Source organism: Ruegeria sp. CDSA033 (assembly GCF_059612305.1).
On record NZ_JBXWQI010000023.1, the window covers coordinates 1 to 22,771 of the forward strand.

Consider the following 22,771-nt stretch of genomic DNA (forward strand, 5'->3'; position numbering starts at 1 on the left):
GGCGACAGCTGCACCGTGACCATCGCGCACAGCCGCACCAAGGATCTGCCCGACGTGGTGCGCCGCGCCGATATCGTCGTGGCCGCCGTTGGCCGCCCCGAAATGGTGCCGGGCGACTGGATCAAGAAAGGGGCCACCGTCATCGACGTGGGCATCAACCGCATTGATGCGCCCGAAAAAGGTGAAGGCAAGACCAGGCTGGTCGGCGACGTCGACTACGCCAGCGCCGCAGCACGCGCCGGCGCCATCACCCCGGTCCCCGGCGGCGTTGGCCCCATGACCATCGCCTGCCTGCTGGCCAACACACTCACCGCCTGCTGCCGAGCAAACAAACTGCCAGAACCAGAAGGCCTCACAGCCTGAGCATACCGTTGGGGCGCAAAAATGCGCCCCAACAAAACTGGTATTACCTTGTTTCAACGTGCTTTCGAATTGGTCGTCTCAGAGCGCCAAATAGCCTATGCCTGCAAACGCAACCAAACATCCAAGCCATTGGCGTGGCAGCATCTTTTCACGCAAGATAGCCCAAGCCAACACAACCGTCAGCAGCCCAAAGACGGACGCTGTTACCGAGGCAAATTGCGCATTCGGCAACCCACCCGCCGCGATCACGCAAAGGATGGCAACAGCATCCAGAACACCCATGACACAGAGAAGCGGCAGAGCCCGCCGCCCGGGCCAGATTGATCTGCGGGATGCCAGGGCGATCATGCCCAGGGCAAAAACTGCCGTCAGTCGAATAACCAGAGAGACTGAGTATTCGTCATTTTGTTCGGTTGCATATTGTCCTAGCGCAAAGGTGGCGGCGAACCCGATTGCTGCAAGTACCGATAGCACTACCGTCGGGCCAGCTGCTGGGTATTCGGTTGCGTCGCGTTCTGATTGGGCAGCCACAACAGAAACGCCAACACCAATCGCTATGACGGCAAGCCAGTGCAGCGGGCTGACGCTTGCACCGCGCCAGATGGCCAGTGAGACGGAGAGTATTGGATAACTTGCGACAAGCGGAGCAACCAGACGAACCGGGCCGCGCTGAAAGGCGGCGTACATGCTGATGCCCGCCAACAGATAACACCCCCCTGCAGCAACAGCGCTGATCAATGCCGTGCCAGGAATTGGGTCGACTTCACCCATCATCGCAACCAGACCAAGTTGCAGCACCGCACCCGAAACCAGCACAGCCATGAGCGAAGCAATCACGCTGACAGACTGGCTAACATAGCGCACTGCCAGATCGTGTACCCCCCAGCAAAGTGCCGCCAAAAGGCCAAGCACCAGAGCGTTCATTCCGTCATCACCATCACTGATTTCACCTGGTTCCGCTTCTGAACATGAGTATGTCAGAATGTCACTGTTGATAAACTTATTTTCCTGTTATGCAATATTACAGGTGCCAGAGATACAGAAAGGCAGCACATGGAATCTGCGATAGAGCAACTTGGTGGTGAGACCCAACTGCGCGCTCTGGTCGAGCGTTTCTATGACCGGATGGAAACGGATCCGGCAGCACATTCGTTGCACAGGCTGCATTTTCGGGGGCATGGGCTAAACCACACCAGACAAGCTCAATTTGAATTTCTCAGCGGGTTTCTGGGCGGCCGCGCCTATTATCGTGAACGTTTCGGCCATATGGACCTGCGCGAAATCCACGCGCATATTCCCATCCGGGAGGCCGACGCAGAGCTTTGGCTGGACACTTTCGATGCCGCATTGGCGGATTGCGAATTGACCGGTCCGGTTGTGGAAAAGATGCGCGCGACGCTTCGCCGGGCCGCGCTTATGCTGGTCAATGACGTTCCAGATTGGCGGTTGGCAGCAGATGCTGGGTATACGTAAAGACGTTTTGCGGCAATCACGTTACGTGTTTTGCGGTTCTGATCAAAGCTGATGTCCATGACAAATGCCAAAATACGGTCGATTGAAATCATGCACCGACGTTCTGATGGTTTTTTCTAGCGTTAGCAATTGGTTGGCATTGACTACCCAAGCATCCAACGGGCCGCAGCTATTGCCGCGGCCCAGAAGTGCAACCTTGCAACACGGCTTAGATGTCCAAAGTGTTGTCTTTCTCCCAGCGTGAGAAGTGAGAGACGAAAGAGTTCCATTCCTGATGTTTCATTTTCAGGAACGCGGATGAGAACTCGGCACCCATCATCGCTTTCAGGTCTTTGTCCTTGTCGTACTCACGCAGGGCATCAAGCATGTTCAAAGGCAGTTTCGGCGCACCGCGCACCTTGTGGCCTTCGGCATACATATCGATGTCCCAACGTTTGCCCGGATCTGCTTTGGACCGGACACCGGACAGGCCAGCGGCGATGATCACGGCTTGCAGCAGATAGGGGTTGGTCGCCCCATCGGGCAGACGCAGCTCAAACCGGCCGGGGCCGGGAACGCGAACCATGTGCGTCCGGTTGTTGCCTGTCCAGGTCACTGTATTGGGCGCCCATGTTGCGCCCGACATTGTCCGCGGCGCGTTGATACGCTTGTAGCTGTTCACCGTGGGGTTGGTAATTGCCGCCAGCGCCGAGGCGTGTTTCATGATGCCGCCAAGGAAGTGTTTTCCGCGCTCTCCCAGGCCAACCTCTCCGGTGGGGCCGTCGCCTTCACCTGCAAAGACGTTGGTCTTGGCCGCATCGCCCGGTGCGTCCCAGACCGAGATGTGGGCGTGGCAGCCATTGCCGGTCAGGCCTTCAACCGGTTTCGGCATGAAGGTGGCGCGCAGGCCGTGCTTTTCAGCAACCGACTTGGTCATGAACTTGAAGAACGAGTGCTTGTCAGCGGTGCGCAGCGCATCATCAAATTCCCAGTTCATCTCGAACTGACCATTGGCGTCCTCGTGGTCGTTCTGGTAGGGCCCCCAACCCAGTTCCAGCATGTAATCGCAGATCTCGCGTACCACATCATAGCGGCGCATTACGGCTTGTTGGTCATAACAGGGCTTTTCTGCTGTATCGAATGGGTCGCTGATTTGCTCGCCGTCTGGGGTCAGCAAAAAGAACTCAGCCTCGATACCAGTTTTGACATGCATGCCTTCGCTTGCAGCTTCGTCAATCAACCGGCGCAGGACGTTGCGGGGGGCTTGCGCAACATCGCTTCCTTCCATCACGCAATTGCCTGCAACCCAGGCCACTTCGGGCTTCCACGGCAGTTGAATGACCGAGGACGGATCCGGCACCGCCAGCATGTCGGGATGCGCCGGTGTCATGTCCAGCCATGTGGCGAACCCGGCAAAACCTGCGCCGTCCTGCTGCATGTCGGCAATCGCCTGCGCGGGTACCAGTTTGGCCCGCTGTCCACCAAACAGATCGGTGAACGAGATCATGAAGTATTTGACGCCTTTTTCTTTTGCGAAAGCTGCGAGATCTGTCGTCACGATTGCTTTCCTTTCCCTGTTGAATTTTAGTTTTTCAAAGCAAAAACGCGGCCCCCATCAGGGAGCCGCGCAGCATATATTCAGAACCCTTCCTTACCCGGGTACCAACTGGTTCCCGCCAGTGGCACCCGCGCCATGGCGGCGGCCTCCATTGTCAGGGCACACAAGTCCTCAGGCTCGAGGTTGTGCAGGTGATTGTGCCCACAGGCGCGCGCGATGGTCTGCGCCTCAAGTGTCATAACTTTCAAGTAGTTACGCAACCTTCGGCCTGCATCGACCGGATCCAGACGTGCGGCTAGGTCGGGGTCCTGTGTGGTGATACCCGCCGGGTCCTGTCCTTCGTGCCAGTCATCATAGGCACCGGTTGTTGTGCCCAGCTTCTGGTACTCGGATTCCCACTTGGGATCGTTGTCTCCAAGGGCAACCAGAGCGGCCGTGCCGATAGCAACCGCATCTGCACCCAGCGCCAAAGCCTTGGCCACATCGGCCCCGGTGCGGATACCGCCCGAGATCACCAGCTGCACTTCACGATGCACGCCCAGATCCTGCAGCGCTTGCACGGCGGGACGGATACAGGACAGCGTCGGCAGACCGACATGTTCGATGAATACGTCCTGCGTGGCGGCGGTTCCGCCCTGCATCCCATCCATGACGACAACGTCGGCGCCCGCTTTCACGGCCAAAGCAGTGTCGTAGTAGGGGCGTGTTGCGCCAACTTTGACATAGATCGGCACTTGCCAGTCAGTGATCTCGCGCAGTTCGAGGATCTTGATCTCAAGATCGTCCGGGCCAGTCCAGTCGGGATGGCGACAGGCCGAGCGCTGGTCGATACCCTTGGGCAGGGTGCGCATCTCGGCCACGCGGTCGCTGATCTTCTGACCCAGCAGCATACCGCCGCCACCGGGTTTTGCGCCTTGGCCAACCACAATCTCAATTGCATCAGCCTTGCGCAGATCGTTCGGGTTCATGCCGTAACGCGAAGGCAAATACTGATAGACCAGCTTGGTTGAATGGCCGCGTTCCTCTGGTGTCATGCCACCGTCACCGGTGGTGGTTGACGTGCCCGCTGCGGATGCGCCGCGGCCCAGAGCTTCTTTCGCCGGGCCAGACAAGGCACCAAAACTCATGCCTGCAATGGTGATCGGGATATCCAGCTCGATCGGTTTTTTGGCAAAGCGCGTGCCCAACGTTACTGAGGTATCGCAACGTTCGCGATAGCCCTCCAACGGATAGCGCGATACCGACGCACCCAGAAAAAGCAGGTCGTCGAAATGAGGTACTTTCCGCTTCGCCCCCCCACCACGAATGTCATAGATGCCGGTCGCAGCGGCGCGACGGATCTCGGCATTGATCGGGTTGGAAAATGTCGCCGACTGGATCGGCAGGGTGCGGGGGATCTGATCGTTCATATCTTTCATACCCTTCTTCCTCAGTAAGCGGCGGTGTTATCAACGTCGAAATTATAAAGCTGACGGGCCGAACCATAGCGTTTGAACTCTTCTGGCTTGGCGTCGCTGCCCGCGCGGGCCAGAAGATCCCTCAGGATATCCAGATGCTCGGGACGCATGTCTTTCTCGATGCAATCGGCGCCGAGGCTCTTGACCGAACCACGCACGAACAGCCGGGCTTCGTAGAGTGAATCCCCCAGCGCATCGCCCGCGTCCCCGCAGACAACCAGATTGCCGTCCTGTGCCATGAAGGCGGACATGTGGCCGATGTTGCCATGCACGACGATATCGATCCCTTTCATTGAGATGCCGCAGCGCGAGCTGGCATTGCCTTTGATCACCAGCAATCCGCCATGGCCGGTCGCTCCGGCGTATTGGCTGGCGTCACCATCGACGATGACCTGACCGGACATCATGTTTTCGGCAACGCCCGGACCAACAGAGCCTTCGACCTTGATGGTTGCCTGCTGGTTCATGCCTGCACAATAATACCCGGTCGAGCCTTTGACCGTCACCTCAATCGGTGCGTCCAGTCCGACGGCGATTGCGTGGCTGCCTTTAGGGTTCACAATTTCCCAGCGCGTTTGGTTGGTTTCGGCGTTTTGCGCCTGCAGGGATGAGTTCAATCCGCGCAGCCCGTCTGCCTCTAGATCATAGGTCTGCATATCAGGCGGCCTTTTCGTGGGTTGTGGGGCTGTCGTTGTGCGACCAGAAATACACGGTGGACGGTTCAGGCTCCCAAACCCGGGCGTCTTCGATGCCGGGTAGGTTCACCAAGGCGCGATATTCGCTGCCAAAGGCCACATATTGGTCAGTTTCGGCCATCACCGCAGGCTTACAGGCAATTGGGTCACGTACGACACCAAACCCGTCTTTGGTGCCAACAACAAAGGTGAAGAAACCGTCCAGATCATCAATGCTGGTCTCCAGTGCCTCACCCAGTGTCGCGCCGTTCATCATTTTCCAAGTCAGATATGCGGCACCCACTTCGGTGTCGTTCTCGGTCTGGATAACCACACCTTCGCGGCGCAGTTTGCGGCGCAACGAGTTGTGGTTGGACAGCGATCCATTGTGGACCAGACACTGATCGGGGCCGGTATTGAACGGATGTGCGCCCATTGTCGTCACGGCGGATTCGGTCGCCATACGCGTGTGTCCTATGCCATGGGTGCCGCTCATACCGTTGAGGTTAAATCGGTCTGCAACATCTTTGGGCAGACCAACTTCCTTGTAGATTTCGAGGCTTTCGCCGCGGCTCATGATCCGAACCGACGGGCGGATTTCGGCCAGCGCAGCGCGTGCGGCTTCGAACTGACCGGCGGGAATTTCAAGAACGGTATGTGTGTCGTTGTTTGTCTGACCAACCGTTGCGCCCAGCTTTTCACCCAGCTCATCAGCCAGGCCGACAAAGTCAGCATCGGGGTTGGGCGACTGGACTGTAATCTTGGTTTTGCCTGCCGACTCTGCGCCATAGATCGCGATACCGGCACTATCGGGGCCGCGGTCTGTCATCGTAATCAGCATGTCCGTCAGCATGTTACCCAGTTGGGGCGCAAGAGACTGGTCTTTGAGGAATAATCCAACAATTCCGCACATGGCTGGCAGATCTCCTTGTGTGTTTGACTATGATTCGACGGTATCAACAAAACTGGGGGACATCAATAATTGTAGGAAAGTTTTTTTCCTAAGAGGCAATGGGCGCGATCTCTGATTTCACGCCCATTGCCAGCTCTTAAAGCTGGATCAGTATCGTTCCAGCTGTGCCTTCACCTTCTCTTCGTCGCCAGTGTGGCGGGCCTTCTCAAGGTGTTCACCTTCCCGGACGAACTGGATGCGATGCCAGCCAATCCAGAAGACCACACCAATGATGACCATCAGAACTTCGTAACCTTGGAAGGGGTAGATCGGACCGACCTCGGCAAGATCGACAGCCCAGCTTGTGTATCCATTCGTAGACATGTCTTTCTCCTTTACTTCGCTGCCGCGCCAGCACGGGCAGCCAATTCCTGTTTGTCAGCTTCAATGATCGCTGTCTTGGCATCTTCGTAGGCGTGGTGCTCGGCGTAATCGAGGCCCTGAAGTTCAACCTCTTCCGGGATGCGAAGCACACCTGCGGCCGCCTGCATCTTGGCCAGAGCCCAGCCGGGTAGGAAGCCAAGAACAAAGAACATGATGACCGCGCCGGTGATTTGACCGATCGGGTTGATTGTTGCGTATCCTTCGTACGGCGAAGATGGCACACCCCAGAGGACAAAGCCTGAAATCACCAAGCCAACAACCCCGGCATAACCGTGCACAGCAACGGCACCCACCGCATCATCCAGCTTGAACCGGCGTTCAACCCAGTAGTGCAGCTTGTACACGATCACGACGCCGATCGCGGCAATGATCATTGCCTGAATCGGATGATACAAATCGTTTCCAGCCGAGGCAGTAATAATTCCGGCAAGCCCGCCCGAGAATGTCCAGAACGCATCACCTTTCGAGATCACATAAGCCGCCATCAGACCGCCAGACAGCGACATCAGGAAGTTGAAGGTGATCGCCGACAGGGTCGTCGGAGCCAGATAGATATTGGTAGCTGTCCAGGTTACGCCAGTGATCTGCCCATCGATCCCTTCAGGTGAAATCACAGGCACATTGCACGCGGCATAGAAGCCCCAGAAGCCAGTGTAGATCAGGAAGATGCCGATCGTCAGTAGCCACGGATTGTGCGGAGGAATGTCCCGTGGTGTACCGTCTTTAGCGAACTTGCCAAGGCGAGGGCCCAGAACCATGATCACACCCAATGCGTAACCGCCTGCAATTGCGTGAATTACACCGGAAGCGTATGCATCATGGTAGCCGAGAATTCGAACCATCCAGCCACCGTAGTGCCAGCCCCATGCAGCGTCGATGATCCACCAGACCGATCCGATCATAACCGCATGTACCCAGAGCGCCGAAGACCTGATCCGTTCGATCACGGAACCCGAAACGATCGAGGCTGCCGTCCAAGAGAACAGCAGGAATGCCGCCCAGAAAACGCCGGTGATTCTGTCACTAACATTGGTTGCCATCGTGTCGGCCCAAGGCAGATTCGCTGCGCCCGCTTCTGTGTCCAGACCGCCCCAGAACGGAAAGCTCGGAAAAGCCCAGTAGATCCACCATCCAAAGAAGAAGAACGTGACCGTCACCAGCGGGATGATCATGATGTTTTTCATCAATGTGTGCATATGGTTACGGGCACGGCTGGCGCCGACTTCGTACATGCAAAAACCCACATGGATGAGGAACATGAAAACGACCGTTACCCAGTAGTAGAACTCGGTAAAGATCGTCGTGAGAGCATTTAGATTGCCATCCACTTCGTAGTCTCCCTGTTGTTGCAGCAGGAGGTCTCTCTGCGGAGTTTTCCTGCTGGGAAATTTTATCTACTCAGGGGACAATCTCGTGGGGCACCTGTCAATAGATATGTGGGGCAAACATCTTTAACGGTGGTGTCGCATACTCAATTTGAAGGGTCGAATACTGTCTCATAGCCATGAAAATAAGGGGTTTTCTTCAATTCTAAGCCCCCGCCTAAGGGTTCAGAATTTGAAGGCAAATATTCCCAACAGGAAAATAATCTGCACAGAGGTGTTGATTTTCAATCTGACATCGGCCTCAATATAGGCAACAAAAAGCAATCAACGGGAGAGCTGAACCATGGCCATTCTTTGGAGGACGTCCGCCCTTGCGCAGCGCCATGCCGACATCGGCGGCGAACTTGAGGACTGGAACGGCATGGGAACCGCATGGTTCTATGACCACAGCCCAGAACGCGCCAAAGCTGATTATGAGGCAATCCGCACCAAGGCGGGCCTCATGGATGTTTCCGGCCTGAAAAAGGTTCACGTGGTCGGCGAAGATGCCGCCTATGTCATTGATCGGGTCACCACGCGGAACGTGGAAAAGATCATGCCGGGTCGGTCGACCTATGCCTCGATTCTTAACGCCGAAGGTAAATTCGTTGACGATTGCATCATCTATCGCTTGTCGGTGAACACATGGCTTGTGGTGCACGGCACCGGCACGGGCATGGAGCAGCTGACATCGGTGGCGGCGGGCAAAAACTGCGCGGTCATTTTTGACGACGACATGCACGACATGTCGCTTCAGGGACCAGTGGCCGTTGATTTCCTGGCCAAGCACATTCCCGGAATTCGGGATTTGGCCTATTTCGGCATCATGCAGACCAAACTCTATGGCTGCCCAGTGATGATTTCGCGGACCGGCTATACTGGTGAGCGCGGATACGAAATTTTCTGTCAGGCCAAGCACGCGGTACACCTGTGGGACAACATTCTGGCGGAAGGCAAGGATATGGGGATCGTCCCGGTCCAGTTCTCGACCCTCGATCTGCTGCGCACCGAAAGCTACTTGCTGTTTTATCCGGGCGACAATTCGGAAACCTACCCGTTCGACGGCGAAACCTGCGGTGATACGCTTTGGGAACTGGGCCTGGAATTTACAGTCTCACCCGGTAAAACCGGCTTTATTGGGGCCGAGAACCACTATGCCGCGCAAGGCAAGGAGCGGTTCAAGATCTACGGCGTCAAGCTTGACGGCACGACCCCTGCGGATGAGGGTGCGGACTTGCTGCAAAACGGCGAAAAGGTCGGGGTTGTCACCTTTGGCATGTATTCCGAAATCAACGGGCACAACGTAGGTATCGCGCGAATGCCGGTCGCCTGTGCCTCACCCGGCACCAAGCTGACAGTGCGCAACGGTGATGGGACAGAAATAGCGGCGACTGCAGAAGAGATGCCGTTCTACGATCAGGACAAATCTATCCGAACCGCAAAGGGCTGAGTTTCAGGGGGCGCAACGGACACACCGTGGCGCCCTTTTCCTATTTGAGGGCACAATGTCAAAGTTCGAATTTCCCAAGTCAATCGCAAGCCGCCCGGTCTGGGGCACGCTAGAGGTCCGCCCGGGCGAACACCATCTCATGATCGCTGAGGCCGAAGGGGCCGAAGCCATTCTTGATATCGCGACACCCGACCTGATCGCCAAAACCCATCTGATCTACATTCCCAAGGGAACGGATTACGTTGAGCGACTGCAGGCACTGAAGCCTGCGCAATTCTACGAAGGTCCATCCTATGAAGCCTCGCTGCAGCGCATTCGCCGCGTTTTGGAAGACGCGCATATGGGGTTGCAGGTCTACCTGACCGGATCTGAGGGCATGATGGGTCAGGCCATGAACGAGGTGATGGCCGTAGGCCTGCCGCACACGGCAATTCAGACCGAACATCGCGGATCGGTCGCGCGCCGAATGCAATGCGTGCATTGCAAAGGCATCACCGAAGATGTTGAGGTTGACCCGTTTGTCTGTGCACATTGCGGGCTGAACCTGTTCGTGCGCGATCACTATTCCCGCCGTCTTGCCGCCTATCAGGGCGTCCGCGTGGATGCCGAAGATCATGGTAATGTGCCCGAGCCGAAGGGGATTTACGAATGAGTGGCGCCGAGAAAATCCAGGCCAAAGTGACCGAAGTCACCCCCTTGAACGAGTTGGTGACGCGGTTCCGGTTCGAACGTATCGACGGGGGCCAGTTGCCGACCTTTTCGGGCGGAGCTCATACGGTTGTTGAAATGCAGGATGGTGGCATCACGCGGCTCAACCCATATTCGCTGATGTCGGACCCGTTTGATCAGTCATCCTACACCATTTCGGTTCGGCGTGATGATGAGGGCAGGGGTGGTTCGCTGTTCATGCACCGCCAGGTCAAGCTGGGCGACGAGATGACCATCAGCTATCCGGTCAACCTGTTCTCTCTCGATTTGCGTGCCCGCAAGCATCTGTTTCTGGCCGGTGGAATCGGGATCACCCCGTTTCTGGCGCAGATCAAACAACTTGAACTGCTGCACGGACATTGGGAGCTGCACTACGCCTGCCGCAATCACGCGCTGGCATCTTATGCGGACCAACTGACTGACCGCCATCCCAATGAGACGCATCTGTATTACGACGACCAGAACCAGCAGATTGATCTGGAGAACCTGCTGAGCGGGCAACCTCTGGGCACGCATGTCTATGTCTGCGGCCCCAAGGGCATGATCGACTGGGTGCGCAACACGGCCGCCGCTGAAGGCTGGCCGGAAGATTGCGTGCATTACGAAGAGTTTCTGGCCCCACAGCCCGGCAAGCCGTTCGAAGTGCGTCTGGCCGCGTCAGACAAAGTCGTTCATGTGGGCGAGAACGAAAGCCTTCTGGAAGCCATCGAACGCGAAGGTGTGGATGCGCCCTATCTGTGTCGTGGCGGAGCCTGCGGTCAGTGTGAAACCGTTGTGCTGGATCACGCTGGGAACTTTGTTCACCGCGATCACTGGCTGACCGACGAAGAAAAGGCATCGGGCAAGAAAATCATGCCCTGCGTATCGCGTTTCGAGGGTAAGTCCCTCGTGCTGGACCGCTGAGAGGAGGCCCAACATGACCATTCAATTCAACGACGAGTCCTTCCGCGACGACTATACGTTCCACAACTCGGACTGGGCGATCAAACGCTTTCCGTTCCCATTTCACGAAGACAGCTACATGTATTCGGTCAACATGGAACAACATCGCGGCGGGCCAGAGGGCTCGGTCTATGAGATGCGGTTCGACGTGGACGAGCACTACGTCTCAGAGATGAAAGACCGCGCAATGGTTCTGGATCAGGACCCGCTGCGCTGTCAGTCGTTGCCGCATATGACATTGGCCGGCTGGGACTTGCTGGAACTGATCATGGTTAGCAAGTCCGAAGACTATCCTGATCTGTTCGAGTTGCATCGCAACGGCAATCAGTGGCGTTGGATCAACAAGCCAATGGGCATCGATCACAGCTTTACCTTCATGGATGAAACCACGCTGCCTTATGGGCCGATGGAATACATCACGCGACAAGCTCAGGGCGATTTCGCCGTGCTGGATCAGCGTGATGAGATGCTGTGGATGGACGCCGGCATGGTGACAACACAAGCCGATTGGAGTCTGGATTTCGACATCGGCATGAATTTTTTCGAATGGCATGCGCCGGTTCCAAAAGCCCATGAAATGGGTATTTTCCAGCGCGCGCTGAAGTTCCTACTGAATATCCAGCAAGGCGCCCCCGCGCGGCGTCTCAACTGGACAATGACGGTGAACCCTTTGCTGGATACCAGCCCGGAAAACTATCACAAATGGGGGGTCCAAAAGACCACGCTGACGCCCGAAAACATCGCCCACAAGCAGCATCTGCGGGTCGAGTTGCAGACGTTCTTCCGCTTGCCGCGCTCCAATGCGCTGGTGTTCCCGATCCGTTGCTATCTGTGCAGTTTTCAGGATCTGATGACTGTTCCGAAATGGGGCCGCCGTCTGCACCGGGTTATTCGGGACCTGCCTGAAGAGCTGGCCACTTATAAGGGGTTCATCGACAACCGTCCGATGATGCTGGACTATCTCAGCCAGTTTGACGACGGGTTGCCCACATCGCCGGGGATTTGGCCGGATCTTGAATCGGAACCGCCTTTGTCGAAGTGAGCAATGTGAAGTGCCCTTGCTCAAATGACTGATCCGGACATCACGCCTTGGCTTATTCCGAGCGATGACTTCGCATTGTATGACGTGCTTGCGCTGCTTCGTGCGTCATTTCAATTCATGGATGCCCGGATCGACCCTCCGTCTTCTATCCATAGGCTAACGGTGGAAGGGATGCGGGAGCATTGTAAGGATGGTGGTGAAATCTGGGCCATCGGCCGACCGCTTTTCGCGTGTATGTTTCTGACGCCCAAACCCAACTGCCTGTACTTGGGGAAGCTTGCAGTTCAGGAAGGATTGCGGGGGCAAGGTATCTGCCGCGTGTTAGTGGATCATGCTGCAAGCCGTGCAACTGAGCTTGGTCTGTCTGCGCTGGAACTGGAAACGCGCGTGGAACTTACTGAAAACCATCGCGTTTTTTCAAGGCTTGGGTTCACGATCGTGAATACGGGCAGCCATGAAGGCTATAACAGACCCACGGATTTCCTGTTGCGCAAGCCGATCAGTTTGTCTGCGGATAGCTGATCACCGATATGTAGCGGGCCGGCAGATTAACCAACCGTTCCGGGCCATGGGGTGCATCCGCATCAAAGAATAGGGTGTCACCTGGTTTCAGGGGGTAAATCTGGTCCCCATGGCGATAATCTACTTCACCTTCCAGCATGTAAATCGTCTCGATGCCACCATGTTGGAATGTTGGAAACACGTCGGATTTAGCGGTTAGAGTGATCAAGTATGGTTCGACAATTACACCTGATCCGTTGGCGCCAATATGCCCTAACAGATTGTATTGATGGTTTGCGCGTGTTCCTTCACGCTCCAGCTCGACGCCTTCACCAGCTTTTGTATGAACCGCCTCCCGGCGTTCTTCGAACTGTCTGAAAAAACTTGTCAAAGGAACCGACAGTGCATCCGCCAGTGACTGCAAGGTCGTCAAGGACGGTGACGTATTTCCATTTTCGATCTTGGACAGCATGCCGATCGACAATCCGGTTAGCTGGGCAAGGTCCGCGACGGTTATTTCCTGCTGCTTGCGAAAGGCGCGAACCTCGCGGCCGATGGCAACTTCAAGAACTTTTTCTCTGTTACCCGAACGAACGGAATGTGGGTCCTGAGTCAGATTTGCCGCCATTTCTTTGTCGCGTTTTTTCAATTTTACTCTTTCAATGTCTTGCTACACTTGTCCAAACCGGTTCTGCAAGCAGGAGCAGCGGAATACCCAATCCATTCGAAGTATCATAGCATCAAAGTTTTCCTGATAGTAAAATAATCATGCTGTCAGAAAAAAGACCAGAGATCAGAATTCCACTGTTTGACGGCTTTCCGATGGCGAGCCTGACATCTTTGATCGAACTTCTGCGTGTTGCAAACGAGATCGCCGGGGTAAGAGGCATTTTACCGATCGCTTGTGACTGAAAAAGGCGGAAAAGTCAGCTCCTGGGCCAATGCTCGGCTGGAGTTTTAAACTAATTTGTTGGATCCCCGGTCCATCGACATTCTTTTCCAACTTAGGTTCAGGATGCATTGATTTTTGCTGGGCTGTATGATTCACGGTCCAAAAAACGCAACGGTGACAAGAGCGACCTTTACTGCCCGACTGACGATCAGATCGCCAAGCTAGCCCTTTTTTTGCCCGAATTCCCACGGCAAGCCTCGGGTCGTTGATCGGTGGGTCTTGAACGGGATTATCTTCATCAATCGCAATCGCAATCGCAATCGGTTGCGTTGGCGAGAAGCGCCTGAAGTCCATGACCCGCACAATATTCTTTATAGCCGTTGGAGCGAAAACGGCATCTTCGCGCGAATGATGGCCGGTTTAGCCGGAGAGCACGGCGAAAAGAGGACGGTCATGATAGTCGCGACCTCACTGAAAGCCCACCGCACGGCGCCCAGTCTGGCAAAAAAGGGGAGCCTGGATACCTGATCAATCATCACGGTCTTCTATTCGCCTTGGTCAACTGCCAAGCTGACCAACATCCTGGCAAAGATTCCTTATCTACACCACTGCTTCCAGCGGTTGTAGAGTGTCCCCGGCGCTGACGCGGCCCAACTGGGATCACGGTAGCCTTCAACTGTGTGGACTGTATTCCTTGGTTACATTGCGCCACCATTGTCTGACAGACTTTCACTTGCCGTCGTCAAACGTGTCAATCGTCAAAATTTGCAACAGATCTTTGCAAATGTGCAGTTTTTTCACGCCGTGGCGGGCACCCACAATCCGCCGATCTCTGTCTTCGCAATGCGTATGGTCAACGCCATTGCGACGACCCAGCCGGTCACTACGGCCGCTGCCGTTCCGAACCACACCCCGGTTTCGTTGAACCCCAATATGCCAATAAACACCCAAACAAAGAACGCGACCCCAAAGGCCTGACGATAAAGGCTGATCCAAACGGTCCAAATAGGTTTTTTGAAGGCCTGCAAAAGTGAGTTGATTGAAAACAGCATCATGTAAAAAGGCAGGATCAGACTGTCGACTCGTAGATATCCCACACCAACGCGAACAACCTCGGGGTCCGCTGTAAAGAGGCGCATCACTAAGGGACCACCAAGCCAGAGGATCGGGATCGCAATCAGTGACATGTAAAACCCAACGCGCCAGCAATAGAACAACGCGGCGCGCACCCGCTGGCTGTCCCGAGCACCGAAATTCTGTGAGGCGATTGGCAGTAGGGCACCCGTGACACCCAGAATGGGCAGCAACAAAACCTGTTCAAGCCGTATAGCGATTGCATAACCAGCAATTGCATGTTCACCAAACGGCTTCAGCGCAAACTGCAGGACAAAGGCCGACAACAACATGATCGTAAACGAAAAGGCAGTGGGCAGAACCTGCAGCGAAATTTCTGCAAACCGTTTTAGGCGTGGTCTGAAATAGGCCGCGCGCATACGTTTCATTCGCCTTCGCCGAAGAACCTGCCGGATCAAAAAGATCATCACGCCTGTCTGGCTGATCACCGTGGATAAAGCCAAACCGTTGAAGCCGATGCCCGGGATCACGCCCGGAATTCCGTAGATCAGAAGGGGGTTCAGAATGATGTTCGCCAGAAACGCGACAATAAGTGCCCGTTGCATAGACACCGCGTCGCCATGGGCCTGCAAGATGCCATTACACCCATGAGCCAGAAGGAACCCAGGCATTGCCAACAGCAACCAATAGAAATAGCGAATCCCGGCTTCACGATAAACGCCTGGTTCCGAGACAAGCTTGATTAACAATGGGCCGAACCAAAGCCCTGCCAGCGCAAGCAGGCAAGACGCAACGATTCCGTAAGTTATCCCTTGGGCCGCTAGGCGCCGTGCCGCTCGGTTGTCGCCTGAACCCAGAGCGTTTCCAACCAGTGCACTCATAGCTGCACCTAGCCCGACGCCCACAGAAATAGAGAGGAAGAAAGCTTGAAAGCCAAGGGCCAGCCCGGCTTGGGCGCTTGTCGACAACAGCCCGGCAAAGAAGATGTCGACGATGTTGTACAGTGTACTAAAAAGCATTCCGACCGCGCCGGGTATCGCCAATGTTCGGAAATGGCCTGCAATGGACCCTTGGGTCAGATTAAGGTCGATTGCCTGAGCCATGTTAACTGGGTGTCATGGGCGCTCGGCCTGAACTGTTAGAAAGACAAACTCAGGGGTCAGAACATCTTCGAACCCGTGGTTGAGTTCAGCGTCCACACTGATCGTGTCTCCAGCTGACAGCGTAAAGCGGGCCTCGCCATATCGGTAAACGGCTTGGCCCTCGAGTGCCTGTACAAACACTACGCCGTGGCCGACATAAGTGGGTGGCGGCCCGCCTTCGCGCAATAAAGTCACGCGACGCGCCTGAAATCGCAGGTCTTTACGAGAATGCAGTGAAAGATTGACATACTCGTGGCTGTGCCCCGCCGAGATACGGTTTGATTTCAGTCCCTCGCCATGGCGCACAAGAGTGTAGTCAGTGTGATCTGTACGCGCTTCGCGGAACAAAGAAACAATCGGAACTTCGAGCGCTTCGGCCAGTGCCGCCAGAGTGTCGATAGAGGGAGAAACCAACCCATTTTCGATCCGGCTGATCATGGCGGCTGAGATACCGGACTGTTCTGCCAAGCTACGAGCGGATTGCTTCCGACTTTGGCGCAGTTCCTTCAGCGAGGCGCCGATGGCACGGTCGATCTGTCTGCCTGGAGTGTCTCCTTGCATGATCCGTCCTTTCAGTCGCTGCTATAATACCCCACCACATCGCCATCGGTGGTGACTCCAAGGCCATTCAGCAACCGGTTGGCGTAGTTGAAATACCCTACGATCTGGTTGATTTCGAGAATCTCGCCATCCTCCCAACCGGTGTCTTTCAGGGCTGCCACATCAGAATCGACCATCGTACCCGGCGAAAGTGTCAGCTTTTCAGCATAGGTCAGTGCAGCCAAATGTGCGCCGTCGAACGCATCCTGCGGGCGATGTGCCTCGAGGGCGGCTTCGATCTTGTCGGCGCGTGCGGCGTCGCCGATCAGGTGCCGGGCGTTAGACCAGTGGTTGGCATAAGAATAGGGGCAGGTGTTGAGAGTGGATACATAGGAACTGATCACTTCCTGAAACCACATGGGAACTTTGTTTGCCTTATCGTGCAGACAGGCGCGATACAGAATCACATGCCCCTTCATGGTGTTAGGCCGCAGGGAATGCACCCGCATGACATTGTCGACAGTGCCGTGCGGTGTGCGCGCCAGATCCAGAGTGGCCTTCAGATGCGAGTCAGCATCTTCGTCAGATATCATGCTGATCCAGGCAGACATTTGCGGTTCCTCCCTTGGTCGTCAGTATTATCTGAGGGCAGATCAAAAATTGTCCTCTGAGTTTTTTATTGACGAGTATTGCATATTAAGCAACCATATTAATTAGTGTGCAACGTATTTGAGGAGGCTCAGGCCTTGCCCGACTGCCCCAAACAATCGCAGCGCCAGCCCGGCCTCGGCTGTTTCGTCAGGCCTGGCACCACGACACGCCGGCCTGCCTTTGCAGGAGCGGTGGAGGAAACTCCTTTGTGCGCGCGGTCCATCAAAACAAAAATTCGCATGGTGTCCCGAACCCAAGCAGGTACGACATGAACCAAGCCACTCCGATGATTGAAGTGACCAATCTGGATAAATATTATGGCGCGTTTCACGCGTTGAAAAACATCGATCTGACGGTCCATCAGGGTGAAAAAGTCGTGATCTGCGGTCCCTCGGGATCGGGAAAATCGACGCTGATCCGGTGCTTTAACGGGCTGGAGTGGCACAATTCCGGCCGCCTCGTGATCGATGGGATCGAGGTTTATGACGGAGCCAAAGAAATTCGCGAGCTGCGGCAGGAAGTTGGTATGGTTTTCCAGCAGTTCAACCTGTTTCCACACCTGACAGTGCTAGAGAATCTAACGATCGGTCCGATGAAAGTGCGCGGGATATCCAAGGCGCAGGCCGAAGAAACTGCACGCAACTATCTTGAACGTGTTCATATCCCGGAACAGGCCGACAAGTACCCGGCACAGCTGTCGGGCGGGCAACAGCAGCGGGTGGCAATTGCACGGTCTCTATGCATGGAAACTCGGATCATGCTGTTTGACGAACCGACTTCCGCGCTGGACCCCGAGATGATCAATGAGGTGCTGGATGTGATGGTCGAGCTGGCCGACACCGGCATGACCATGGTTGTCGTCACGCACGAGATGGGCTTTGCCCGTAAGGTCGCTGATACGATGGTCTTTATGGAGGCGGGCCAGATCGTCGAAGTCTCACCACCCGAACAGTTTTTCACCAACCCCTCGAGCGAACGCTGCCGTTTGTTCCTAGATCAGATTTTGGCGCATTGACATGAGCGATCTGGGCATCTCCCGGCCAAAAGGTCAGCCGCTGCCTAAGCCGCCTTTTTTAAAGCGGTTTTTTGACTCGATCCTGATTTCGGTCGGGATCTATGCCGTTATCGTCGGGCTGATCGCCTATGGTGCATATACAGGCGCGCAGGGCATGGGGTATAATTGGCAATGGTACCGGGTGCCGCAGTTTCTGTATCGCAATACCGAGGTCGGGTTTGAATGGGGTGAAATTCCCATCGGGCTGGTCGCGACGATCAAATTGTCGGTCACAGCTTTCATTCTGGCTATGGTTATAGGCCTGCTCGTGGCGTTGCTGCGCCTGTCGGACCTGGTCATCGGGTCTGCAATTGCGGTTGGATTTCTGGAGCTGATCCGTAACATCCCGCTGCTGGTTCTGCTCTACCTTTTCTATTATGTTCTGGGGCCGATCTTTGGATTTGACCGGTACACGGCCAGTATCCTTACCTTGGCCGTGTTCCATTCTGCCTTGATTTCTGAAATCTTTCGGGCCGGGATCAACGCCGTCCCCACTGGCCAGTGGGAGGCCGCTAAATCCATCGGGATGAGCCCCTCCCAGACGTATCGATATATCATCCTGCCACAATCTGTCCGCTTCATGCTGCCGCCGATGACCGGCGAGGTCGTTCACCTCATCAAATCCTCGGCCATTGTCAGCGTGATTGCAGTGGCCGAGCTGACGACCTTCGGACGCAACATCATTTCAGACACATACATGAGTTTCGAAATCTGGTTCACCATCGCACTGGTCTATCTGGTGGTGACCCTGATCCTGTCGATTGGCGTAAGCCATCTGGAGAAGAAATATGCCGTCGACCAATAACCCAGAAAATATGTCGGACAACAAGGAGAACCAAGATGAAGCTTTCTCGCAGAATGCTCGGGGCTGCCCTCGGCGCGGTCGTGGCTACCGGTGTGGCGACCTCAGGCTGGGCGCAGAGCGCTACGCAGGAACTATCCAGCGAAAGTGTGATTGAAACTATCAAACAGGATGGCGTGATCCGGATTGGACTGTCGCTGTTCGTGCCATGGTCGATGCGCGACAAGAATGGCGATCTGATCGGCTATGAACTGGATGTTGGCCGCAAGCTGGCTGAAGATATGGGCGTTGAGGTTGAATTCGTGCCGACTGCTTGGGATGGTATTATTCCAGCATTGGTGGCGGGCAATTTTGATGTGATTATTTCCGGTATGTCCATGACTGCACAGCGGAACCTGACAATCAACTTCACTGATCCGTATGCTTATTCAGGTTTGGCAATCCTGGCCAACAAAGAGTTGACTGCTGGGATGACGCTTGAAGACTTCAACAACCCCGAGGTCACATTTGTCGCGCGTCGCGGTGCGACACCAGCCGTGGTTATAGCCGCCAACTTCCCCGACGCAACGCTGCTGTTGTTTGACGAAGACGGAGCGTCGACTCAGGAAGTATTGAACGGTAATGCCCACGCGTCGATGGCGGCTCAGCCGACACCTAACCGCGATGCTGCTAAATATCCTGACACATTAGTCGTTCCGTTTGAGAGTCTCTATGACCAGCGTGGAGAAGCCTTTGGGTTGCGTAAAGGCGATCCGGACGCACTGAACTTCTTCAATAACTGGATTGCGCAGAACTGGCGCTCCGGTTGGCTGAAAGAACGCCATGACTATTGGTTCGCAGGCAACGAGTGGGCCGATCAGGTCGCGCAGTAACCAAACTGACGAGGGCGGACGTAGTACCGCCCTCGAAACCAACGCGGAGCGTGCCCGGTGCAAAACTTCCTGAATAAACTGAGATGGCCCGACTACCTGATCGTCGGTGTTCTGGTCGTGTTTTTTGGGTATATCTGGCTGTCGATTGAAGGCACGCTGAACTACAAATGGCGATGGGAACAGATCCCGGGTTACATCGTCGGCTGGCATTCCAGTCGCGAGGAGTACTTTGCCAATCTGCTGCTGCAGGGTTTGGCGGCGACAATCCGCATCAGTGTTTATTCCGGCATTCTGGCTTTGATACTGGGCACTGTTTTGGGTGTTGCGCGATGTTCAGCCAATCTGACCATCCGTATGCTGGCGCGCACCTACTTGGAATTCTTGCGCAATGTGCCGCCGGTTGTTGTCGTTTTCATTTTCTTCTTCTTCCTGTCCCAACAGCTGATCGATGCGTTGAATCTGGAACGATGGGCGCGCGGCATCGCGCGGCAGGAAAACAATCAGATCTGGGAGTTCTTCTTCGGTGAAATGCGCCGCTTCCCATCGCTTGTTTCGGGCGTCATTGTGCTGGCCCTTTTTGAGAGCGCATTCGTTGGTGAAATTGTGCGTGCCGGTATCCAGTCGATCCCCAAAGGTCAGCGGGAAGCCGCGCGCTCTATCGGTATGAGCCGCATCCAGGAACTGCGTTATGTGGTACTGCCGCAGGCAATGAAGAAAGTGGTGCCACCGCTCGCCAATCAGTTCATATCGCTGATCAAGGACAGCTCAATCCTGTCGCTGATTTCTGTACAGGAACTGACTTACAAAACGGTTGAGCTTGTGGCCTCATCCCGCATGATCTTTGAGGCGTGGATCACCACGGCCGCTTTTTACTTTGTGGTTTGCTTCGGCCTTAGCCGATTGTTTGCGCGGCTTGAAAAACGGTCAGATAAGCGCTGACGTAAAGGCCAGTATGATACGCCTCTATGATTTCCCGCTTTCGGGCAGTTGTCACAAAGTACGACTGCTGCTGTCCATGCTGGCGCGGGATCATGAGGTCGTCGACGTAGACTTGCTGAACGGTGACCAAAACCAGAGCGCTTTTTTGCAGGTCAATCCGCTGAACAAGGTACCGGTTCTGGACGATGATGGGTTCGTCCTGCGCGACAGTACTGCCATCATGGTCTATCTGGCACAGAAATATGGCGCAGCCGAATGGGCCCCGACCACACCGAAAGAACACGGCGACATACAGCAATGGCTGTCGTTTTCTGTGAATGAAATCTTCCACGGCGTTGCAATGGCCCGGGCGATTGTTCTGTTTGAACGCGACACCGATCTGGCTGAGCCGCTGGCGCTTGGGCGGAAATCCCTGAAGATCATGGAGCAACACTTGTCAGACCATCTCTGGCTGGCCTGCGACCGTCCCACCCTCGCAGATCTGGCCTGCTATCCTTACATAGCTCTGGCGTATCAGGGTGGAATATCGATGTCTCCATACCCGGCGGTGCGGGCATGGATCGCGCGTGTTGAGGCTTTGCCCGGATATGTCCCGATGCCGGGGTTGCCGGCACCGGGTTAAGGGCAAGCGGGGCTATGCTCTGATCTGAACCATGCCGTTTTCGACCCGGGATTCAAACACTTTCATCGGCCGCGTAGCAGGCGCTGAAACCGGGTGCCCATTTCGCACATCAAACGCGCCCTGATGCAGGGGGCACTCGATGACATAACCATCGAAATACCCGTCACACAGATCCGCGCCGCCATGATTGCACAGCGCTAGTGAGGCATAGATACCACCGGGCGTGTCGTAGATTGCGATGATACGTGAGCCGAGTTCGACCCGTGTGACCCAATTTTTTTCCAACCGAGCAGCCTCGATCACGTCTTTCCACGGTTTTACATCAGTCATGGATCACGCCTCCTCCTTGTGCCGGATCTGGCGCAGGATTTCGCGGTGGGCAGCCAGATAGCCGCCGGGCTCGATATGGATGTGGTCTTTTAGCTTCTCATGCAGGCGCGGCAGCGCGTGAAACGGGACCGAAGCGACATAGTGATGTTCCGCGTGGTAATTCATGTTCCAGCACAGAAAGGACCACGGTGCCGAAACCAGATTGGTGCGCGTATTTTCCGACATCTGCGCGACGGTCGGGCGTCCGACATGTTCGGTCATCCGGATGAAGCGCATCACCGGCTCGCCCAGAAACAGAGGGATGAACCAATACCAGATCAGCCCCCACCAGCCCGTGATGGCCATGGCCAGAAAGATCGCCGCATAAATAGCCAGCATTCTACGGGCATCGCGATATACGGCCTGATGTTCGACTTTCGGAATGAACCGCTGCTCGGTCTCGCTGAGATTGCCGCTGGCGTGGCGAAACAGTTCCGTGAATTTGCCGCGCCAATAGGGCAGGGCGGACAGATAAAGCAGATATTCTCCCATTGTTTCGGGCAAAGGGATCAATTCGGGGTCTTCCCCGGTCAGTTGCGTATAGGTGTGATGATCGCAATGTTCGTAGCGAAAGAACCGATGTGGCAGAATGATGATCAGGCCGCAGATCTGACCTACCAAATCATTCAGCCACCGGGTTCGGAACACCGTATAGTGTACGCATTCATGCTGTAGTGAGAAATGGTGCACCAGAACGATGCCTTGCAGGAACATTGCGGGCCAGATTAGCCAGCTGTTCCAGGCTAGGGTGACAAGGGAAGTTGTGCCAGCCAGTACCAGTACCCAAAGCGCCAGATGGCGCAGGCCGGGGCCGTCGGACCGTTGCATGAATCCTTTCAGTTCTTCACGCGTAAGCTTGCCTTCGGCCAGTGCCTGAGACAGGGGCGTAACGATTGCTTGTAACATGTGAGTTCCACATTTTTGCCGGTGCGGGGGCTGCGCCCTCATCGCATATACCGGCACCGGA

The 22,771-nt window shown here is 55.5% G+C and carries 24 protein-coding genes and 2 pseudogenes; 13 read left to right on the top strand and 13 right to left on the bottom strand.

What is annotated here, in order from left to right; translation table 11 throughout:
* Positions 1-363: pseudogene (locus AC2FLA_RS19755) on the top strand (bifunctional methylenetetrahydrofolate dehydrogenase/methenyltetrahydrofolate cyclohydrolase); the annotation flags it as partial.
* Positions 364-441: 78 nt separating this feature from the next.
* Here AC2FLA_RS19755 and AC2FLA_RS19760 read toward each other — a convergent pair.
* Positions 442-1,287 (bottom strand): DMT family transporter, encoded by an 846-nt coding sequence (locus AC2FLA_RS19760; protein WP_496724592.1) that lies wholly within the window; start codon positions 1,285-1,287, stop codon positions 442-444.
* A 129-nt stretch (positions 1,288-1,416) separates the two neighbouring features.
* Between AC2FLA_RS19760 and AC2FLA_RS19765 the strand changes: the two genes are divergently transcribed.
* A complete protein-coding gene (locus tag AC2FLA_RS19765; RefSeq protein WP_496724593.1) occupies positions 1,417-1,836 on the top strand; it encodes a group II truncated hemoglobin in 420 nt (139 codons plus the stop codon).
* A gap of 208 nt (positions 1,837-2,044) precedes the next feature.
* Here the strand turns inward: AC2FLA_RS19765 and glnT are convergent, their stop codons facing one another.
* The 6 genes from glnT to AC2FLA_RS19795 all read right to left on the bottom strand — a co-directional run bounded on the left by glnT (position 2,045) and on the right by AC2FLA_RS19795 (position 8,168).
* A complete protein-coding gene (gene glnT, locus AC2FLA_RS19770) occupies positions 2,045-3,373 on the bottom strand; it encodes a type III glutamate--ammonia ligase (protein ID WP_496724594.1) in 1,329 nt (442 codons plus the stop codon).
* Positions 3,374-3,453: 80 nt separating this feature from the next.
* Positions 3,454-4,782, bottom strand: coding sequence for an FMN-binding glutamate synthase family protein (locus AC2FLA_RS19775; RefSeq protein WP_496724663.1), 1,329 nt, complete (start codon positions 4,780-4,782; stop codon positions 3,454-3,456).
* A gap of 20 nt (positions 4,783-4,802) precedes the next feature.
* Positions 4,803-5,486, bottom strand: a complete 684-nt coding sequence (locus AC2FLA_RS19780; protein ID WP_496724595.1) for a protein GlxC — start codon at positions 5,484-5,486, stop codon at positions 4,803-4,805.
* Position 5,487: 1 nt separating this feature from the next.
* Positions 5,488-6,417, bottom strand: coding sequence for a class II glutamine amidotransferase (locus AC2FLA_RS19785; protein WP_496700129.1), 930 nt, complete (start codon positions 6,415-6,417; stop codon positions 5,488-5,490).
* Positions 6,418-6,564: 147 nt separating this feature from the next.
* Positions 6,565-6,780 carry a hypothetical protein gene (locus AC2FLA_RS19790; protein ID WP_108861028.1) on the bottom strand — a complete coding sequence of 72 codons (216 nt, stop codon included), beginning with the start codon at positions 6,778-6,780 and terminating at the stop codon, positions 6,565-6,567.
* A gap of 11 nt (positions 6,781-6,791) precedes the next feature.
* Positions 6,792-8,168: an ammonium transporter gene (locus AC2FLA_RS19795; RefSeq protein ID WP_496724596.1), complete on the bottom strand. Its 1,377-nt coding sequence runs from the start codon at positions 8,166-8,168 to the stop codon at positions 6,792-6,794.
* Positions 8,169-8,508: 340 nt separating this feature from the next.
* Here AC2FLA_RS19795 and AC2FLA_RS19800 point away from each other — a divergent pair, with 340 nt between their 5' ends.
* From AC2FLA_RS19800 to AC2FLA_RS19820, 5 genes are read left to right on the top strand one after another with little or no spacing between them, the layout of a single operon-like run.
* Positions 8,509-9,654 carry an aminomethyl transferase family protein gene (locus tag AC2FLA_RS19800; protein WP_496724597.1) on the top strand — a complete coding sequence of 382 codons (1,146 nt, stop codon included), beginning with the start codon at positions 8,509-8,511 and terminating at the stop codon, positions 9,652-9,654.
* A gap of 55 nt (positions 9,655-9,709) precedes the next feature.
* The gene (locus AC2FLA_RS19805) at positions 9,710-10,306 is read left to right on the top strand and encodes a dimethylamine monooxygenase subunit DmmA family protein (protein ID WP_496724599.1); all 597 of its coding nucleotides are present in this window, start codon (positions 9,710-9,712) and stop codon (positions 10,304-10,306) included.
* Complete coding sequence (locus AC2FLA_RS19810) at positions 10,303-11,265, top strand: PDR/VanB family oxidoreductase (protein ID WP_496724601.1); 963 nt, start codon at positions 10,303-10,305, stop codon at positions 11,263-11,265. The genes AC2FLA_RS19805 and AC2FLA_RS19810 overlap by 4 nt, the downstream gene beginning before the upstream one ends.
* Before the next feature lie 13 nt (positions 11,266-11,278).
* The gene (locus AC2FLA_RS19815; protein WP_496724603.1) at positions 11,279-12,346 is read left to right on the top strand and encodes a heme-dependent oxidative N-demethylase family protein; all 1,068 of its coding nucleotides are present in this window, start codon (positions 11,279-11,281) and stop codon (positions 12,344-12,346) included.
* Between the two features lie 24 nt (positions 12,347-12,370).
* Positions 12,371-12,868, top strand: a complete 498-nt coding sequence (locus AC2FLA_RS19820; protein WP_496724605.1) for a GNAT family N-acetyltransferase — start codon at positions 12,371-12,373, stop codon at positions 12,866-12,868.
* Here the strand turns inward: AC2FLA_RS19820 and AC2FLA_RS19825 are convergent.
* Positions 12,846-13,475 carry a helix-turn-helix domain-containing protein gene (locus AC2FLA_RS19825; protein ID WP_496724665.1) on the bottom strand — a complete coding sequence of 210 codons (630 nt, stop codon included), beginning with the start codon at positions 13,473-13,475 and terminating at the stop codon, positions 12,846-12,848. The genes AC2FLA_RS19820 and AC2FLA_RS19825 overlap by 23 nt on opposite strands.
* Before the next feature lie 407 nt (positions 13,476-13,882).
* Between AC2FLA_RS19825 and AC2FLA_RS19830 the strand changes: the two are divergent.
* A pseudogene (locus AC2FLA_RS19830) lies at positions 13,883-14,249 on the top strand (hypothetical protein); the annotation flags it as partial.
* A 287-nt stretch (positions 14,250-14,536) separates the two neighbouring features.
* On the opposite strand, the gene AC2FLA_RS19835 reads toward AC2FLA_RS19830, so the two are convergent.
* Genes AC2FLA_RS19835 through AC2FLA_RS19845 form a run of 3 tightly spaced genes read right to left on the bottom strand, consistent with a single transcriptional unit; the run spans position 14,537 to position 17,106 of the window.
* Positions 14,537-15,916: an MATE family efflux transporter gene (locus AC2FLA_RS19835; RefSeq protein WP_496724607.1), complete on the bottom strand. Its 1,380-nt coding sequence runs from the start codon at positions 15,914-15,916 to the stop codon at positions 14,537-14,539.
* Positions 15,917-15,928: 12 nt separating this feature from the next.
* Positions 15,929-16,516 (bottom strand): helix-turn-helix domain-containing protein, encoded by a 588-nt coding sequence (locus AC2FLA_RS19840; protein WP_496699170.1) that lies wholly within the window; start codon positions 16,514-16,516, stop codon positions 15,929-15,931.
* An 11-nt stretch (positions 16,517-16,527) separates the two neighbouring features.
* Positions 16,528-17,106 carry a carboxymuconolactone decarboxylase family protein gene (locus tag AC2FLA_RS19845; RefSeq protein ID WP_496724609.1) on the bottom strand — a complete coding sequence of 193 codons (579 nt, stop codon included), beginning with the start codon at positions 17,104-17,106 and terminating at the stop codon, positions 16,528-16,530.
* A gap of 308 nt (positions 17,107-17,414) precedes the next feature.
* Here AC2FLA_RS19845 and AC2FLA_RS19850 point away from each other — a divergent pair, with 308 nt between their 5' ends.
* The 5 genes from AC2FLA_RS19850 to AC2FLA_RS19870 are packed head-to-tail and all read left to right on the top strand — an operon-like array spanning position 17,415 to position 21,435.
* Positions 17,415-18,161, top strand: a complete 747-nt coding sequence (locus AC2FLA_RS19850) for an amino acid ABC transporter ATP-binding protein (RefSeq protein ID WP_282121048.1) — start codon at positions 17,415-17,417, stop codon at positions 18,159-18,161.
* 1 nt (position 18,162) lies between these two features.
* Positions 18,163-19,005 carry an amino acid ABC transporter permease gene (locus tag AC2FLA_RS19855; protein WP_496724611.1) on the top strand — a complete coding sequence of 281 codons (843 nt, stop codon included), beginning with the start codon at positions 18,163-18,165 and terminating at the stop codon, positions 19,003-19,005.
* A gap of 35 nt (positions 19,006-19,040) precedes the next feature.
* Positions 19,041-19,874 (top strand): transporter substrate-binding domain-containing protein, encoded by an 834-nt coding sequence (locus AC2FLA_RS19860; RefSeq protein WP_496724613.1) that lies wholly within the window; start codon positions 19,041-19,043, stop codon positions 19,872-19,874.
* 57 nt (positions 19,875-19,931) lie between these two features.
* Positions 19,932-20,813 carry an amino acid ABC transporter permease gene (locus AC2FLA_RS19865; RefSeq protein WP_496724615.1) on the top strand — a complete coding sequence of 294 codons (882 nt, stop codon included), beginning with the start codon at positions 19,932-19,934 and terminating at the stop codon, positions 20,811-20,813.
* Positions 20,814-20,826: 13 nt separating this feature from the next.
* On the top strand, positions 20,827-21,435 hold the full coding sequence (locus AC2FLA_RS19870; protein ID WP_496724617.1) for a glutathione S-transferase family protein: 609 nt from the start codon (positions 20,827-20,829) through the stop codon (positions 21,433-21,435).
* A 12-nt stretch (positions 21,436-21,447) separates the two neighbouring features.
* Here the strand turns inward: AC2FLA_RS19870 and AC2FLA_RS19875 are convergent, their stop codons facing one another.
* A complete protein-coding gene (locus AC2FLA_RS19875) occupies positions 21,448-21,765 on the bottom strand; it encodes a non-heme iron oxygenase ferredoxin subunit (protein WP_496724619.1) in 318 nt (105 codons plus the stop codon).
* Positions 21,766-21,768: 3 nt separating this feature from the next.
* Positions 21,769-22,710 (bottom strand): fatty acid desaturase family protein, encoded by a 942-nt coding sequence (locus AC2FLA_RS19880; protein ID WP_496724621.1) that lies wholly within the window; start codon positions 22,708-22,710, stop codon positions 21,769-21,771.
* Positions 22,711-22,771 lie beyond the last annotated feature (61 nt).

Excerpts from the sequence above, each read along its gene's own strand:
- AC2FLA_RS19760 (WP_496724592.1), bottom strand. The coding sequence starts at position 1,287 with ATGAACGCTCTGGTGCTTGGCCTTTTGGCGGCACTTTGCTGGGGGGTA.
- AC2FLA_RS19765 (WP_496724593.1), top strand. The coding sequence starts at position 1,417 with ATGGAATCTGCGATAGAGCAACTTGGTGGTGAGACCCAACTGCGCGCT.
- AC2FLA_RS19775 (WP_496724663.1), bottom strand. The coding sequence starts at position 4,782 with ATGAACGATCAGATCCCCCGCACCCTGCCGATCCAGTCGGCGACATTT.
- AC2FLA_RS19780 (WP_496724595.1), bottom strand. The coding sequence starts at position 5,486 with ATGCAGACCTATGATCTAGAGGCAGACGGGCTGCGCGGATTGAACTCA.
- AC2FLA_RS19785 (WP_496700129.1), bottom strand. The coding sequence starts at position 6,417 with ATGTGCGGAATTGTTGGATTATTCCTCAAAGACCAGTCTCTTGCGCCC.
- AC2FLA_RS19790 (WP_108861028.1), bottom strand. The coding sequence starts at position 6,780 with ATGTCTACGAATGGATACACAAGCTGGGCTGTCGATCTTGCCGAGGTC.
- AC2FLA_RS19800 (WP_496724597.1), top strand. The coding sequence starts at position 8,509 with ATGGCCATTCTTTGGAGGACGTCCGCCCTTGCGCAGCGCCATGCCGAC.
- AC2FLA_RS19805 (WP_496724599.1), top strand. The coding sequence starts at position 9,710 with ATGTCAAAGTTCGAATTTCCCAAGTCAATCGCAAGCCGCCCGGTCTGG.
- AC2FLA_RS19810 (WP_496724601.1), top strand. The coding sequence starts at position 10,303 with ATGAGTGGCGCCGAGAAAATCCAGGCCAAAGTGACCGAAGTCACCCCC.
- AC2FLA_RS19815 (WP_496724603.1), top strand. The coding sequence starts at position 11,279 with ATGACCATTCAATTCAACGACGAGTCCTTCCGCGACGACTATACGTTC.
- AC2FLA_RS19820 (WP_496724605.1), top strand. The coding sequence starts at position 12,371 with ATGACTGATCCGGACATCACGCCTTGGCTTATTCCGAGCGATGACTTC.
- AC2FLA_RS19825 (WP_496724665.1), bottom strand. The coding sequence starts at position 13,475 with ATGGCGGCAAATCTGACTCAGGACCCACATTCCGTTCGTTCGGGTAAC.
- AC2FLA_RS19835 (WP_496724607.1), bottom strand. The coding sequence starts at position 15,916 with ATGGCTCAGGCAATCGACCTTAATCTGACCCAAGGGTCCATTGCAGGC.
- AC2FLA_RS19840 (WP_496699170.1), bottom strand. The coding sequence starts at position 16,516 with ATGCAAGGAGACACTCCAGGCAGACAGATCGACCGTGCCATCGGCGCC.
- AC2FLA_RS19845 (WP_496724609.1), bottom strand. The coding sequence starts at position 17,106 with ATGTCTGCCTGGATCAGCATGATATCTGACGAAGATGCTGACTCGCAT.
- AC2FLA_RS19850 (WP_282121048.1), top strand. The coding sequence starts at position 17,415 with ATGAACCAAGCCACTCCGATGATTGAAGTGACCAATCTGGATAAATAT.
- AC2FLA_RS19855 (WP_496724611.1), top strand. The coding sequence starts at position 18,163 with ATGAGCGATCTGGGCATCTCCCGGCCAAAAGGTCAGCCGCTGCCTAAG.
- AC2FLA_RS19860 (WP_496724613.1), top strand. The coding sequence starts at position 19,041 with ATGAAGCTTTCTCGCAGAATGCTCGGGGCTGCCCTCGGCGCGGTCGTG.
- AC2FLA_RS19870 (WP_496724617.1), top strand. The coding sequence starts at position 20,827 with ATGATACGCCTCTATGATTTCCCGCTTTCGGGCAGTTGTCACAAAGTA.
- AC2FLA_RS19875 (WP_496724619.1), bottom strand. The coding sequence starts at position 21,765 with ATGACTGATGTAAAACCGTGGAAAGACGTGATCGAGGCTGCTCGGTTG.
- AC2FLA_RS19880 (WP_496724621.1), bottom strand. The coding sequence starts at position 22,710 with ATGTTACAAGCAATCGTTACGCCCCTGTCTCAGGCACTGGCCGAAGGC.